At 72.9% G+C, this 14,297-nt stretch carries 13 protein-coding genes; 7 read left to right on the forward strand and 6 right to left on the reverse strand.

Annotated features, from left to right (window positions below; genetic code table 11):
* The first annotated feature begins 362 nt into the window (after positions 1–362).
* Together ABD332_RS42680 and ABD332_RS42685 are read left to right on the forward strand one after the other, a co-directional pair.
* Positions 363–1,655 (forward strand): condensation domain-containing protein, encoded by a 1,293-nt coding sequence (locus ABD332_RS42680; protein ID WP_344509662.1) that lies wholly within the window; start codon positions 363–365, stop codon positions 1,653–1,655.
* A gap of 85 nt (positions 1,656–1,740) precedes the next feature.
* Entirely contained in the window at positions 1,741–2,295 is a 555-nt protein-coding gene (locus tag ABD332_RS42685; RefSeq protein ID WP_344509664.1) for a DUF3592 domain-containing protein, read from the forward strand.
* Positions 2,296–2,480: 185 nt separating this feature from the next.
* On the opposite strand, the gene ABD332_RS42690 is transcribed toward ABD332_RS42685, so the two are convergent.
* Complete coding sequence (locus ABD332_RS42690) at positions 2,481–3,851, reverse strand: FAD-dependent oxidoreductase (RefSeq protein ID WP_344509666.1); 1,371 nt, start codon at positions 3,849–3,851, stop codon at positions 2,481–2,483.
* Positions 3,852–3,912: 61 nt separating this feature from the next.
* The gene (locus tag ABD332_RS42695) at positions 3,913–4,827 is read right to left on the reverse strand and encodes a GH25 family lysozyme (RefSeq protein WP_344509668.1); all 915 of its coding nucleotides are present in this window, start codon (positions 4,825–4,827) and stop codon (positions 3,913–3,915) included.
* Positions 4,828–4,938: 111 nt separating this feature from the next.
* On the opposite strand from ABD332_RS42695, the gene ABD332_RS42700 reads away from it, so the two are divergent.
* Positions 4,939–5,130, forward strand: a complete 192-nt coding sequence (locus tag ABD332_RS42700; RefSeq protein ID WP_344509670.1) for a hypothetical protein — start codon at positions 4,939–4,941, stop codon at positions 5,128–5,130.
* Between the two features lie 6 nt (positions 5,131–5,136).
* Positions 5,137–5,607, forward strand: a complete 471-nt coding sequence (locus ABD332_RS42705; RefSeq protein ID WP_344509672.1) for a hypothetical protein — start codon at positions 5,137–5,139, stop codon at positions 5,605–5,607.
* Positions 5,608–5,622: 15 nt separating this feature from the next.
* On the opposite strand, the gene ABD332_RS42710 is transcribed toward ABD332_RS42705, so the two are convergent.
* Together ABD332_RS42710 and ABD332_RS42715 are read right to left on the reverse strand one after the other, a co-directional pair.
* Positions 5,623–6,435, reverse strand: coding sequence for an OmpA family protein (locus ABD332_RS42710; RefSeq protein WP_344509674.1), 813 nt, complete (start codon positions 6,433–6,435; stop codon positions 5,623–5,625).
* Positions 6,436–6,505: 70 nt separating this feature from the next.
* A complete protein-coding gene (locus tag ABD332_RS42715; RefSeq protein ID WP_344509676.1) occupies positions 6,506–7,093 on the reverse strand; it encodes a hypothetical protein in 588 nt (195 codons plus the stop codon).
* Between the two features lie 112 nt (positions 7,094–7,205).
* On the opposite strand from ABD332_RS42715, the gene ABD332_RS42720 reads away from it, so the two are divergent.
* Complete coding sequence (locus ABD332_RS42720; protein WP_344509678.1) at positions 7,206–8,093, forward strand: polyphosphate kinase 2 family protein; 888 nt, start codon at positions 7,206–7,208, stop codon at positions 8,091–8,093.
* A 2-nt stretch (positions 8,094–8,095) separates the two neighbouring features.
* Here the strand turns inward: ABD332_RS42720 and ABD332_RS42725 are convergent, their stop codons facing one another.
* Both ABD332_RS42725 and ABD332_RS42730 read right to left on the reverse strand, forming a co-directional pair.
* The gene (locus ABD332_RS42725) at positions 8,096–8,530 is read right to left on the reverse strand and encodes an SHOCT domain-containing protein (RefSeq protein WP_344509680.1); all 435 of its coding nucleotides are present in this window, start codon (positions 8,528–8,530) and stop codon (positions 8,096–8,098) included.
* Between the two features lie 139 nt (positions 8,531–8,669).
* Complete coding sequence (locus ABD332_RS42730; RefSeq protein WP_344509682.1) at positions 8,670–11,453, reverse strand: ricin-type beta-trefoil lectin domain protein; 2,784 nt, start codon at positions 11,451–11,453, stop codon at positions 8,670–8,672.
* 261 nt (positions 11,454–11,714) lie between these two features.
* Here ABD332_RS42730 and ABD332_RS42735 point away from each other — a divergent pair, with 261 nt between their 5' ends.
* Positions 11,715–12,458: a DUF4142 domain-containing protein gene (locus ABD332_RS42735; RefSeq protein ID WP_344509684.1), complete on the forward strand. Its 744-nt coding sequence runs from the start codon at positions 11,715–11,717 to the stop codon at positions 12,456–12,458.
* A 110-nt stretch (positions 12,459–12,568) separates the two neighbouring features.
* A complete protein-coding gene (locus ABD332_RS42740; RefSeq protein ID WP_344509686.1) occupies positions 12,569–14,281 on the forward strand; it encodes an MOSC domain-containing protein in 1,713 nt (570 codons plus the stop codon).
* The last annotated feature ends 16 nt before the right edge of the window (positions 14,282–14,297 follow it).

The raw sequence follows: 14,297 nt of genomic DNA on the forward strand, positions 1-14,297 counted from the left end.
CGCGCCTGTGCCTCGCGCCTGTGCCTCGCGCCTGTGCCTCGCGCCTGTGCCTCGCGCCTGTGCCTCGCGCCTGTGCCTCGCGCCTGTGCCTCGCGCCTGTGCCTCGCGCCTGTGCCTCGCGCCTGTGCCTCGCGCCTGTGCCCCGTGCCCCGTACCTCGCGCCGGTGCCCCGCACCCGTACCCCGCGCCCACGCCCGTGCCCCTCGCCAGGCGCCGCTCCCTGCTCCCCGCTCCCCGCACCGGGCGCTGCTCCCCGCTCCCAGTGCCAGGCGACGGCGACGGCGACGGCGACGGCGCGACTGCACACAACCTGCAAACGCGACAGCCGTACAAGCGGCGCCGGCTCCCTTAGAGTGACCGCCATGGATGCGGTGGTGGTGCCGTTCGCCGGGGAGGGGTCCGGGAGCGGAGAACTGTCGTGGGGCCAGCTCGACGTGTGGCTGAAGATGCGCCGGCTCGGGCGGTCGTTCGCGATGGGCGGGGCGCGGCCGTTGCCGCCCGGCGCGACGGTCGAGGACGTCGCCGGTGAGCTCGCCTACCTCATGGGGCGCTACCAGTCGATGCGCACCCGCTTCATTCCAACCGCCGATGGATTGCCGCGGCAGGTGGTGCACGAAAGCGGCACGATCGACCTGGAGGTCGTCGACGGCGACGCGGAATCCGTCGCCCAGCGGTTTCGGACGACGCCCTTCGACTACGAGCACGGGTGGCCGGTGCGGATGGCGGCCGTCGTCGAGGGGGACCGGTGCACCCATGCGGTCCTGGTCATGTCGCACCTGGTCTTCGACGGCGCGGGCGCGGTCGTGATGATGGCCGAGACCGCCGCCCGCACCCCGCTGCCCGTGCGGGGCGCCGCACCGCTCGAACAGGCACGCCAGCAGGCGCTCCCGGCGGCGCGCCGACACAACCAGGCCGCCCTACGCCACTGGGAGACGCGGCTGCGGGAGATCCCCGTGCCCGTCGTGGCGCCGTCGCGGGACGTGCGCAGCCCCCGCTACCACCAGGGCGTCTACCGCACGACGGCGCTCCCGGCGGCGCTGCTCGCCGTGGCGGAGGAGCACGGCACCGACACGGCCGCCGTGCTGCTGGCCGTGTTCGCGACGGCGTTCGCGGCGGTGACCGGCGTGGTCGTGCTGCCGCTGCGGCTGATGGCGAGCAACCGCTTCCGCGCCGAGCTCGACGGCAGCGTCAGCCCCGTGTCGCAGAACGGCCTGTGCGTCCTCGACACGACCGGCGACCTCGGGACCGTCGTGCGCAGGGCCCGCGGCGCGGCGATGGCGGCGTACAAGTACGCGTACTACGACCGGCGCGACCTCGAGGCCCGCATCGCCGCCGTCGCCGCCGACCGGGGCGCCGGGGTGGACCTGGACGTGAACTACAACGACCGCCGGTTCGGCGGCTCGCTGCGGCCCGTCACGCCGCCGGCCGGCCCGGACGGCGAGTTCGCGTGGGTCAGCGCGCACGACGACCCGCAGTCCGGCTTCTTCCTCAACGTCGACGGGTCCGATGAAGTGCTGGAGCTGACGATGTACGTCGACAGCCACTTCCTCGCCCCGTCCGACGCCGCCAGAATCCTGCACGAGATGGAATCGGTGGCGTCCCGCGCCGGGGACCGGGCCGCGGGCGCTGTCGGCATTGCGGCAGTAGGGCCCTGACCTGGGCGTTGTGGTGCGGACACCACAACTCGCCTGGTCCTGCCACGACTGACCGGCCCCCGCCGCCGCCCGCATCCTGGTCCGCATGTCAAGCCTGAACTCCGGCGCCGGCCTCGCGCGGCTCACCGGTTGCATCCTGACGCTCGTCGCCTTCGTCACCGCGGGCGTCTCCGCCCTCCTCTTCGTCACGCTGCCCGCCGCGCCCACCAGCGACGACCTGATCGCGGCCGCGGCGGTCGCCGGGGTCACCGTCGTGCTGTTCGCCGTCGGGGTGCCGCTGTTCGTCATCGGCGCGCGGCGCTTCGCCCGGCAGCGGCGCGTGCTGCGGACCGGCACGCCCTGCCTCGCCACCGTCACCGCCGCCCACAACGTGACCAACGCCGAGAACGACGACCCGGTCGCCCGCATCACCCTCGCCGTCCCGGTCCCCGGCGGCGCCGCGACCGCCGTCGTCCGGCAGGTCGTCCCGCAGCGGCTGCGCCGGACCGTCAGGCCCGGCGCCGTGCTGCCCGTCCGCGTAGACCCGGCCGACCCGGCGTTCGCCGTCATCGACTGGGAGCACGCCCAGCAGCGGCACCGCATCGCCGACGACGCCGCGGCCCACGTCGCCGTCGACGTCGCCGCGGGGCTGCTGTTCTAACGACGGCGGCGTACGACCGCGACCGCCTGTCGCTTTCCTGCCCGCCGTCGTCTCCGACACCGGCCAGCCCAAGCTATCGCCGGCCACGACGGCGGCGCACGACCAGGCGACCGGCAGCCACGCGCCACGGCCCCTCGTCAGCGGCAACGACTGCAGGGGTCGTGCGGACCGGCACCGGATGGACGTCAGGCGCGGACGGCGGGCTCCGCCGCGACCGGTGCCGGGGTGCGTGGCCGGCTGATCGTGCCGCGAGCGCCGAACACCACCCGCAGGATCGTGCCGGGGGTGAGCAGCGACGTCGGCGGCGCGACGAGGTTGAGCACCCGCAGGAACGCGGCACCGAGGTTCGCATCGCGGGTCGCCGCCCGGTGCAGCCGGTGCACGAACGCGTTGACGAACCGGACCTTGAGCGTCCGCCGCCCTGGGACCTCGGCGAAGCGCAGGTCGGTGCCGACCGCGATCGACCACGGTCCGTCGACGATGCGGGCGGCCTGCCGGAAGAACCGCCGCGCGAGCCCGGTGGTGCGGCCGCCGGAGGTGTTGAGCAGGCGCCGCAGCAGGAGCGCCTCCAGCGCCGCGACCGTCATGCCCTGGCCGTAGATCGGGTTGAAGCTGCACAGCGCGTCGGCGACGACGAGGTAGCCCTCCGGGAAGCGCCGCAGCCGCTCGTACCGGCGCCGGACGCTGGCCGGATAGCGCATCGTCACCGGATCGCCGGCCGGCACCGCGCACCGGATGATCGTCGCCAGGTGCGGCGCGGCGAGGCTGTCGGCGAACGCGGCCATCCCGGCGTCGTCGGTCGGCGGGCGCTCGCCGAGCATGCCGTTGAGCGCGACGGCGACGAGCCCGTCCTCCTGCGTCGCGGCGATGCCGGACCGCGGCGCGCCGGGCACCGCGTTGGTCAGCACCCCGGACATCCCGTCGAGGTGCTCGGGCTGGTACTCGTACCGCCGCGTCACGTACGTGACGTCGACCTGCACCCGCTCCTCGGCCGGCACCGGGAAGCCGGCCGCCGACAGCCACAGCGGCCCGCGCGACGCCCGGCCGCCGGCATCGACGACGAGGTCCGCGGCCAGCGTGCCGCCGGTGCTCAGGTGGACCCCGGTCACGGCGCTGCCGTCGGCGGACAGCACCAGGCCGGTCACGTCGGTCCGCGCCACCAGCCGCACGCCGGGCAGCGCGAGGACCCGCTCGCGGATGGTGTGCTCCAGCAGCGGCCGGCCGACCCCGGCGGCGACCAGGTCCGAGGGCGCCCGCCGCATCAGGTATCCGTCGTTGTACCAGTGGACCTGCCCGTGCAGGTCGACCATCGGCGCCCCGGCGTCGCGCAGCTGCGCGGACAGCCCGGGGAACAGCTCCTCCAGCGCGGTGCGCCCGCGGGCCAGCAGGACGTGCAGCTGATGGTCCTGCGGCACGCAGCGGCGGTGCGCCGGTGCCGCGCCGAGCGTGTCGCGGTCGAGCACCACGACCCGGCCGAAGTGCTCGCGGAGCACCCGCGCGGCGAGCAGCCCGCCGATGCTGGCCCCGATGACGACCGCCGTCGTGTCCCCTGTCACGCCCAGCAGCCTATGGATCACACACGGTCGATGTCGTCTCCGTGGTTGCGGTCTGCGGCGCTCAGGCTCCCGGCGGGGGCGGCCAGGCGAGGGCCCGCAGCGCCGAGGGCTCGCCGTTGACGACGTCACGGTCATGGCTGTGCCGCTCGTCCGGGTCCCCTGGCCGGTACTGCCACAGCGCGAACGTCGTCCAGCCGGCGGGCAGTTTCGGCGGCTTCGCGGTGTACCCGGCGATGTCCAGCGGATGGTCGCCGAACGACGCGTCGTTGCCCGTGCACGGGTTCCACCAGTTGGTGTTCGTGTAGATCATCGGCTTGCGGCCGACGCCCCGTTCGATCCGGTCGACGAACGCGTGGATCCAGGCCCGCATCTGCGCCGGCGTGAGCCCGTAGCAGGCGTCGGTGCGCACCCCCGCGTACGGCCACTCCAGGTCGACGAACGGCACCAGCGTCCGCGCGTCGCGGGTGAACCGGGCGTGCCGCAGGAAGTGCTCGGCCTGCCCGACGGGGTCACCCCGGTCCGGCCGCGCGTACACGTAGGCGCCGACGTACCGCCCGGCCCGCCGCGCCGCCGTGTAGTCCGCCGCGAAGTGCGGGTTGACGTACGTGCTGCCCTCGGTCGCCTTGATGTACACGAACGCGCTGCCGGCCGCGACCTCGGTCGGCCAGTGGATGCCGAACTGCCGGTGGTCGTGGCTGGAGATGTCGATCCCGCCGACCGGGTACCCCACCGGCCGCTCCGCCTGGATCGCCGCGACCGCCGCCAGCACGGGCGGGTCCGCCGGCGGGAGCGGCAGCAACGGCGCCGACGCGACCGCCCACACCGGCGCGGTCACCAGCAGCGACCAGGCCGCCACGCCCCGCGGGTGCCGCCGGGTGAACCCGGCCGCGGCCCGCCACAGGCGCCGCGACGCCGGCACGAGGCCCGCGACGGTCGCACGGGTCAGACGCCACACCGTCCCCGGAGCCTTCGTCACCGCTCCAGTGTGCCCCGCCCCCGCCCACCCGGCCCGCCGAGCCGATCCACGCCCGCCCCGCCACGCCGCGATGTGCTATTGAGTCGGAGTGACAACTGGCTGGTACGGGCAATGATCACCGGGCACGACTCGCTGTTCGTGCAGGGCAAGGGGTACCGGTTCGATCCCTACCGGGCCACGCTGGTCACCGCCGGGCTGACGCTCGTCACCCTCGTCACCCCAGACCTCGACAGCGCGTTCTCCCAGAGCCTCCTCGCCATGCTGGCCGAGGAACTGGCGCTCCAGGCCAACGCACGGATCTGACCGCAAATGATCAGCATGTGCTTCGAGGTTCCCGGGCCGGCGTCGCCGGGGTCCGTGACGTGGGAGCGGGTCCGTGGCCGTGACGCCGCGTCGCTCACGGACACCGACCTGCGGTACAGGCTCTTCCTGGTCCACGTCGAGTTCACGGTGGATGGCGTCGAGGTCATCTGGAAAGGCCGTTGGATCACGCTGGTGGATCTGTGCCTCGGGCTGACCGGGGTTGTGAGCCAGGTCAAGGCGGGCGCACCGTCGGCGTTCGGCTACACGGAGCACGAGGAGGTCATCCACGTCGTGCCCGAGGGTGGAAGGGTCGTGCTGACGTCGTCGATGAAGTCGTGGCGGGTGGACGCGGATGCCGGCGAGCTGGTCGCGGCGTGCACCAGGTTCGTGGACACCGCGTACGCGCGCCTGGTCGCGGAGCACCCCGACCTGACGCGCAACGCGGTGATGCGACGGTTCGCGCCCGGCTGGAACTGAAGCGGGCGGTCCGGGCTACTTCGGGAGGCGGATGACGAGCTCGACGCGGCGGTTGAAGGCACGGCCGGCCGTGCTCGCGGAGCCGTCGGTGTTCTTCTCCTCGACGAGGGGCTGGGTGCTGCCGAGGCCGGCGGCGGTGACCGACGCGGCCGTGACGCCGTGGCTGGTGAGGTACGCGCGGACCGTCTCGGCGCGGCGCTGGGAGAGGGTCTGGTTGGCGGAGGCTGAGCCGGTGGCGTCGGTGTGGCCGCGGACCTGGATCGTGCCGTTCGGGTAGAGCTTGTTGATGACCTTGATGGTGTTGTCGAGGGTGTCGGTGCTGCCGATGTCGGCGCTGCCGGTGGCGAAGAGGGCGTCGCTGTTGAAGGTGACGATGTAGACGTGGACGCCTTCGGGGGTGCGGGCCTCCAGGATCGAGCCGGAGACGCCGGTGAGGTCGACGTCGGGGCCGGGCAGGCGGTACAGGGAGTCCTTCACGAGACGGGTGTCGTTCTCCGGGTCGTGGGCGTTGCCGATCTGGCACGGGATGCGCAGGACGAGGCCGGCGCCGAAGTCCTGGGTCGCGCAGGTCGGGTCCTTCTGGCCGTCGCCGTCGTAGTCGTCGAGGCCCGGCTGGGCGCCCGGCGGCAGCGACGCGGGCGGGTCCTCGGCGGCGGAGGACGCGGTGTCCTCGGTGGACGCGGGTGCGGCCGTGCCGGTGGTGGGGCTCGCGGCCGGTGCGCCGCCGGAGTCGCAGCCGGCGAGCAGCGCGCCGGCGAGCAGCAGCACGCCGGCGGCGGTGGCCGGCAGGAGCATGGCGGCGGCGGTGTGACGCCGGGCAGGTCTCATGGCGCGGAGCGTAGGCAGCCGGGAGGGGCGACGCTCGTCACCTGCGGGTAGCCGACACCCCGCGCGTCACTCAGTCGGGTGCCGGGAGGCATCCGCCGTCGGCGATGCCGCCGCCCGCGTCGACGGTGGTGCGGGGCGGGCCGTGCTCGCCGAAGACGTACCCGAGGCCGGAGTTGCCGCAGAACAGCAGCCCACCGCCGGCGTTGGCGTCCAGCCGGCCGGGCTTACGGCTCTCCACCTCGGCCAGGCCGGCGCCGGTCAGCACTCCCTCGATCGACGGACCGTCGAAGCGGCCCTCGGCGCGCAGCCGGGCCAGTCCCGCCTTGACCTGCTCCACGCACGGTTGCAGCGCCGCCATGTACTGCGGAGGCAGCGCGCGGCGCTGCCGGAACGCGTTGTTGGCCTGGTCGTTGAGCCGGAACTGCTCCTCGGGATCCAGGGAGGCCGAAGCGGAAGGGACAGCAGACGGGACGGCGGACGAGGACGGGGCGGCAGCGGCGGAGGAGACCGGGGCGGCGCAGGCGGCGACGAACCGGCTCTGGGCCGGCCGGGGGGCCGACGGCGTCACCTGGCTTGCCGAGTCGGCGGTGCCCGATGCCGAGCAGCCCGCCGCGGCCAGCAGGACGGCGAGCGCGAGCGGTGCGAGTCCCCGTTGCACGGAGACGACACTATGCCACTTCCCGGGTGAGGCGCGCGGGCGATCGGCGTCTCCGGGCGGTTGGCGGGCTCGGCCATGGGTACGAACGGCGCTCTGACGAGAGGTGAGCACCATGCCGCACGACCGCATCGCCGAACTCATCGCCCCGCTGCGGGTCCGTCCCGGCTCGAAGGTGCGCCTGCCGAAGGACTTCGATCCGGGGTACACCGGCGACCTCATCGACAAGGCGGCCGGGACCGAACTGTTGCAGCGCGGCGTGGCCATGCTCGCCGACTTCCAGTCGCGGCTCGCCGCGCAGCACACCAACGGGCTGCTCGTGGTGCTGCAGGCGCTCGACGCGGCCGGCAAGGACGGCACGATCCGGCACGTGATGAGCGGCGTCAATCCGCAGGGCGTGCGGGTGCACAGCTTCAAGGTGCCGTCCGCGGAGGAGCTCGACCACGACTTCCTGTGGCGGTACGCGACCCGCCTCCCGGCCCGCGGCGAGATCGCCATCTTCAACCGGTCGCACTACGAGGAGGTCCTCGTGGTGCGGGTGCACCCCGAGCTGCTCGACCGCCAGCGGCTGCCGCCGCGGGCCCGCAACGGCTCGGTGTGGCGGCGCCGGTTCCAGGCCATCAACAACTTCGAGCGGCACCTCACCGACAACGGCTTCCAGATCGTGAAGCTGTTCCTCAACGTGTCCAAGGAGGAGCAGCGCAAGCGGCTGCTCGCCCGCATCGACCGCCCCGAGAAGAACTGGAAGTTCTCCGCCGCCGACCTCCACGAGCGCGGGTTCTGGCGCCGGTACCAGCAGGCCTACGCCGACATGCTGACCCACACCAGCACCGAGCACGCGCCGTGGCACGTGATCCCGGCCGACCACAAGTGGTTCTCCCGCATCGCCGCCGCGGCGGTCATCGTCAACGCGCTGGACGGGATCAACCCGCAGTACCCGGTCCTGGACACGCAGGCGCGCCGCGAACTCCAGGAAGTCCGCGGCGCGTTGGAAGAGGGATGAGATCAGGCCGTCTGGCGTGCGGCGGCGCCGTTGGAGCCGAGCAGCGACGCCTTGGCCCGCTCGTACTCGCGGTCGGTCAGCACGCCGCGCTGCCGCAGGTCGGCGAGCTTCGCGAGCTCATCGGCGCTGGAGGCGACCCGTGGTGTCGTGGGAGTCTCAGCAGCGGCCTCACGCACGTACTGCCGGAACTGGGCCTCGTGCTGCTGCGCGCGCTGCACGGCCCGCTCGTTCATCGACCGACCCCGGGCGATCAGGTAGGTCAGTGCGCCGATCCACGGCAGCACGATCAGGAACACCGTCCAGGCCGCCTTGCCCCAGCCGGACACGGTCGGATCCCGGAAGAGATCGGTGATGATGCTGACCATCAGCCAGATCCAGGCGAAGACGAGCATGAACCACAGGGTCGACAGCACGACTTCGCCGAACGAGACGTCCATTGCCTACCTCCGAAGGCCTCTCACCCGGGTGAGTCCCGGTCCCCTTCAGCGTGAGCCGATCGGGGGGAGAGTCCATCGCCCTCGGAGGGTGAACGGGGGCCGCGGCGCGACCGCGGCCCCCTGCGCGATCAGGCCGCGATCAGGCCGGGACCACCCATCGCTGGCTGGCGACGTTCGCGTATTCCCAGATGTGGATCTGCGTGCCGTCGGCGGAGGCGCCGCCGAGGGCGTCGAGGACCTTGCCGGACTGCGGGTTCAGGATCGAGCCGTTCGCCTGCGGCATCCAGACCTGGGAGCCGGTGCCGTTGCAGGTCCACAGCTGGACCTTGGTGCCGTTGGCGGTGCCGGCGTTGTCGACGTCGAGGCACTTGCCGAGCGCCTGGTACGTGTTGCCGACCCGGCTCCAGCGCTGCGCGGTGGTGCCGTTGCAGGTCCACAGCTGGATCTTCGTGCCGTCGGCGGTGCCGGCGTTGTCGATGTCCAGGCACTTGCCGGCGATACCCGTGATCGGGCCGGCCGTCGTGCCGGTCTGCGAGTACACCTCCAGCTCGTACACGCGGGCGTAGGCGTCGGTGGTGGTGAACCGCACGTACCGGGCGGAGACCGCGGCGAAGTTGTGCGTCGTGATGTTCGCCGTGTTGCCGGTGACGGTCGCGCGGGTCGTCCACGTGGTGCCGTCGGTGCTGGTCAGCAGGTTGAAGTTGCTGCTGTTCGCGACGTTCTCCCGGCCCGCGCCGGCGTGCCGGACGACGATCTGGCCGACCGACTTGGCGGCGCCGAGGTCGACCTGCAGCCACTTGTTCGCGCTGTTGGAGCACCACTTGTCGGCGGTGCCGCCGGAGACGGTGCCGTTGACGGCCTTCGCCGGGCTCTCCGCCGCGATGCAGGAGCTGTCCGCGGTCGCGGCCGCGTTCAGCGCCAGGTTGGCGACGGTGGCGCCGCCCGGGATGGAGTTCAGCGTGTACCACGCCTCGGTGTTCCACAGCGACAGCCCGCTGCTCGAGCTGAACGGACGCGGCGACCGCATGTGCACGACCCGGCCCGGCTTGCGCCCCGACACGGTCAGCGAGACCTTCTTGCCGTCCGCGGACAGGGTCGCGGCGGTGACGGTCAGGTTCTCCTCGTCGACCTTCGGGCCGCCGTAGGCGGCGGTCGGCTCGTACCGCCACTGCTCGAACTTGTACTTCGAGACGAGATCCGTCGCGGTCGCCGCCGACAGCGGCTGGGTGTACTCGATCTCGAACCCGGCGGCGGTGGCCCGCATCGCGAGCATGTCGAACACGGCGGTGCCGTTCGGGGTCAGCTTCTGCAGGCCGAACAGGAGCTTGCCGGACTGGCCCCAGTTGCCGCCGGCGCCGAGCCCGCCGAGGTAGATCGCGCCGTCAGGGCCGATGTTCACCTCGGAGATGCCGGCCTCCAGGCCCTGCGTCATGCGGAAGAGCGCGCCCTGGTACTCGCCGTTGACCTTCTCCAGGTACGCGCGCTGCAGGCCGCCGTACGTGACGTCACCGATGAGCAGCTGGCCCGCGTACACGCCGGTGGGCATGACGATCGGGGTGCTCGGCGAGTTCGCGATCTCGTTCTGCGGCATGTACAGCACCGGCGGCGTGACGGCGTTGTAGTCGAACGGGCCGGCGGGGGTGTTGTAGTGGTTGAAGAAGCGGCCGGGCTTGATCTGCACCAGCTTCGACGAGGGCAGCCAGCCGCCCTGGTTGTCGGTGACGAACAGGCCGTTCTCCGGGCCCCAGCCGATGCCGTGCGGCGTGCGCAGGCCGCCGGCGACGTACTCCACGGCGCCGGTCGCCTTGTTCACCTTGATGGACGTGCCACGGTTGGCCACGGGCTGCGGGACGGTGCTCGCGCCGCCGTAGTCGATCGGCACCGACAGGCTCAGGTAGAAGTAGCCGTCGCGGTACAGCAGGCCGAACGCGAACTCGTGGAACGCGCCGCTGAACGGCCAGGTGGCGACGGTGTTGTACTGGTCGGCGACCTCGTCGCCCGTGGTGTCGACGAGCGCGGTCAGCTTGCCCTTCTCGCTGACGTACACGATGCCGTCGACGACCTTGAGCCCCATCGGCTCCTTCAGGTTGCCGGCGATCTTCTTCCTGGTGACGTTGCCCGGGCTGGTCGCGCCGCCGGTGTTGCCGAGGATCCAGACCTCGCCGGCCTGCGACGTGCCGGACTGGTCGTTGCCGCCCCAGGTGCAGATGACGAGGCGCCCGTCGGGCAGCCAGTCCATGCCGGTGACCTTCGGCTCGAAGCCGCTCGGGCGCAGGTTCGTCAGCGTGAACCCGGGGTGCACCGAGGTCAGCGGCAGGCCGTCGCCGGGGGAGTCGCCGGCGCCCTCGCACTCCTTGCGGCCGGGCGCGGTCACCCGCACGACGCCGGCGTCGGTGCTGAGCACCGAGTTGGGCACGAGCACGAACGCCGACGAGCCGGGCGTCTTCCACTCGAGGGTGATCTGCTGCCCGCCGTCGCGCTCGAAGTGGTCGATGCGCAGCGCGTGGTAGCCGGTGGTGAGGGTGACGGTGCCTTCCTTCGGCGGCGTCGCGCCGTGCAGGCCGTCGTGGTTGATGACGGTGGCGCCGTCGATCGCCAGGCGCGAGCCGTCGTCGCTGCTGAGCCGGAACGTGTAGCTGCCGGCGGTGGCGATGTTGACGTTGGCGATGACCTGCGAGACGAAGAGGTTGTCGAATCCGAAGTCGGCCGGGGTGGTCCAGTTGATCGTCGGCATCAGCTTGTCGACGTTGGGGGTCTGGCCGGTCTTGAGGGTGCAGAGGGCGCTGAGCGGGGTCTGTACGTCGTAGACGCGCAGGGTCACCCCGGGCTCCTGCGCGGGGATCGCGCTGGCGGGCGCGGCCCAGACTCCGATGGCGGCAACGGTAGCGGCGACAGTGGCGGCGGTGAGGAACCTGCGCACCATGCTTCCTCCTGAGGGGGTTGGAAGCGTCTCGATGGCGGTCGGGACGCGAAGCAGGCGGGCCTATCGACGCCGACGACTGGACCACCTCGCCGGAAGATTAGGCAGTTCCCATCGACATGTCCATACCTTTCGACGTTCTCAGCAAAAGTTTGTGGCCTCGCTACAGAAGGCGACCGCTTTGCACCCGAAGCCCGCGTTAGCGGCCCGGGAGCGCTGGAAACCGTAGGCAGTGACAACCCCTCAAGATCCGGAGGTCGCGCCATGCGGTTCCGTCTTCGCGCCGCCCTGTCCCTCGCGGTCGGCACCGCGCTCGCCGGCGCCGGCGCCACCTCCTCCGCGTTCGCGGCCCCGCCGGCCGTTTCCGAGCAGGACCGCGCGTTCGCCACGGCAGCGGGGCGCGGCGGCGCGTTCGAGATCGCGGCCGGCCGGCACGCCAGCATCAACGCCCAGGACGCGACGATCCGGGCGTTCGGCAGCCGGATGATCGTCGACCACACCGTGGTCGGCAACTCGCTGCGCGGCCTCGCGGTCGGCCTGGGCCTGACCGTGCCTGAGCAGCTCGACGCGGAGCAGCGGGTCGTGTTCGCCGCGCTCTCGTCGATGACCGGGCCGGCGCTGGACTGCACGTACGCGATGGTGGAGTACTTCGACCACGTCGCGGCGGTCGGCGTGTTCGAGCGGGAGGCCCAGACCGGCACCAACCCGGAGCTGCGCTCGCTGGCCGGCACGATGCTGCCGACCGTGCGCGACCACCGGAAGGCGATCGCCGACGCCCTCACCGACCTGGACTGCGCCGCGACGTCCGCGACCCCGGCGCCGACGGTTCCCGCGGTGCCGACCGTGCCCGCTGTGCCGACGGTCCCCGTAAATCCAACAATGCCGGTAATTCCTACGGTGCCCGTGGTGCCGACCGTGCCCGTTGGGCCTACGGTGCCTGCCGGGTCCGCGGTGCCGGTCGGGCCGGCGGTGCCCGGAGGGCCGGTGCTTCCCGCGTCGGCGGGCTGAGCGGTCGAGGCTGAGCGGTCGAGGCTGAGCGGTCGAGGCTGAGGGGTCGAGGCTGAGCGTCACCCCCTTGGGAGGTGTCGCCGGGTGGTGGGGCCGCTAGCGTCGGTCCCGTGGCGACGCTGGTGTCCGTGAACGTCGGCCTGCCCAAGGACGTCGAGTGGCAGGGCCGCACCGTGCACACCGGCGTCTGGAAGGCGCCGGTCGACGGGCCCGTCATGCTGCGCCGGCTCAACCTCGACGGCGACGGCCAGGGCGACCTCGCGGGCCACGGCGGCGAGCAGCGGGCCGTCCTGGTCTACCAGCTCGCCTCATACCGGTACTGGAGCGAACACCTCCGGCGCGACGACCTGACGCCCGGCATCTTCGGCGAGAACTTCACCGTCGACGGACTGCCCGACGACGGGGTGTGCGTGGGGGACAGGTTCCGCGTCGGGAGCGCCGTCGTCGAGGTGACCCAGCCGCGGGTCACCTGCTATCGGGTCGGGCTGCGCCTCGGCGAGCCCCAGCTGCCGGCCCTGCTCGTCGCGCATCACCGCCCCGGCTTCTACCTGCGGGTCATCGCCGAGGGCGAGGTCCGCGCCGGCGACGACATCGTGAAGGTCGCCGACGGCCCGGAGAGCATCACCGTCGCGGCGGCCGACGCGCTGCTCTACCTGCCCGGCCACGACCGGGCCACCGCCGCCCGGGCACTGCGGATCGAGGCGCTCAGCCCCGGCTGGAAGGACTCCCTGCGCGCCCTGCTCGACCAGCCCGGCGGCGAAGGCAACGCGGGCCTCGCCGCGGTCGCGCCGCCGCCGGCCTGGCCCGGGTTCCGCCCGCTGCGGCTCGCCGGCGTCGAGCGCGAGACCGCCGACGTCCTGTCGCTGCGGCTGGAGGCGCCCGACGGGAGCCCGCTGCCCGCCGCGGAAGCCGGCCAGTTCCTCACCCTGCGCCTGGCGCCCGGCCTGGTGCGCAGCTACTCGCTGTCCGGGGAGCCGGGCAGACCCTCGTACCGCATCAGCGTGAAACTCGAGCCCGACGGCGCCGGCGGCCGCTACCTCCGCGACCACGCGCGGGCCGGTGCCACCGTCGACACCGCCGCACCCCGCGGCACGTTCACCCTCGACCGGTCGGACCGTCCGGTGCTGCTCGTCTCCGCGGGGATCGGCGCCACCCCGCTGCTCGCCATGCTCCACGACCTCGCCGCCCGCCGCGCCGACCGCCCCGTCTGGTGGCTGCACGGCAGCCGGGACGGCGCCGCCCACGCGTTCGCCGCCGAGGCCCACGCGCTGCTCGGCGCGCTGCCGTCGGCGCGCGAGGTGATCTGCTACAGCCGCCCCCGCCCGCAGGACCTGCTCGGCGGCGCGCGGGAAGGCCGCCTCGACGCGACCGTCCTGCGCGGGCTGGACCTGCCGCCGTCGGCGGTCGCCTACGTCTGCGGGCCGGCCGGGTTCATGGACGACGTCACGACCGCCCTGACCGCCGCCGGCGTCGCCGACATCCACCGGGAGCAGTTCACCGCTCTTGCAGCGGTGACGCCAGGTGTACGCACATCCGTGGCCGGACCGCCCCGGTCACGCCCGGGCCCCGGCCCATCCGTCACGTTCGCGCGCAGCGGCGTCACCGCGGGCTGGACCGGCAGCGACGGCACCCTCCTGGACCTCGCCGAGACCTGCCGCGTCCCGGTCCGCTGGTCCTGCCGGACCGGCGTCTGCCACACGTGCGAGACCGGCCTGCTGTCCGGCGATTTCGCCTCGAATCCGGAGCCCGTTGACCCGCCCGCCGGCGGCATCGTGCTCATCTGCTGCGCCCGCCCGCTGACCGACGTGGTCCTCGACATCTGAACGGGCGAAGGCCGGG

It is taken from the genome of Dactylosporangium maewongense, assembly GCF_039531485.1.
In the GTDB taxonomy this organism is placed as follows: Bacteria; Actinomycetota; Actinomycetes; order Mycobacteriales; family Micromonosporaceae; genus Dactylosporangium; species Dactylosporangium maewongense.

Coding starts and splice junctions, on each gene's coding strand:
- ABD332_RS42680 (WP_344509662.1), top strand. CDS start 363: ATGGATGCGGTGGTGGTGCCGTTCGCCGGGGAGGGGTCCGGGAGCGGA.
- ABD332_RS42685 (WP_344509664.1), top strand. CDS start 1,741: ATGTCAAGCCTGAACTCCGGCGCCGGCCTCGCGCGGCTCACCGGTTGC.
- ABD332_RS42700 (WP_344509670.1), top strand. CDS start 4,939: ATGATCACCGGGCACGACTCGCTGTTCGTGCAGGGCAAGGGGTACCGG.
- ABD332_RS42705 (WP_344509672.1), top strand. CDS start 5,137: ATGATCAGCATGTGCTTCGAGGTTCCCGGGCCGGCGTCGCCGGGGTCC.
- ABD332_RS42710 (WP_344509674.1), bottom strand. CDS start 6,435: ATGAGACCTGCCCGGCGTCACACCGCCGCCGCCATGCTCCTGCCGGCC.
- ABD332_RS42720 (WP_344509678.1), top strand. CDS start 7,206: ATGCCGCACGACCGCATCGCCGAACTCATCGCCCCGCTGCGGGTCCGT.
- ABD332_RS42725 (WP_344509680.1), bottom strand. CDS start 8,530: ATGGACGTCTCGTTCGGCGAAGTCGTGCTGTCGACCCTGTGGTTCATG.
- ABD332_RS42730 (WP_344509682.1), bottom strand. CDS start 11,453: ATGGTGCGCAGGTTCCTCACCGCCGCCACTGTCGCCGCTACCGTTGCC.
- ABD332_RS42735 (WP_344509684.1), top strand. CDS start 11,715: ATGCGGTTCCGTCTTCGCGCCGCCCTGTCCCTCGCGGTCGGCACCGCG.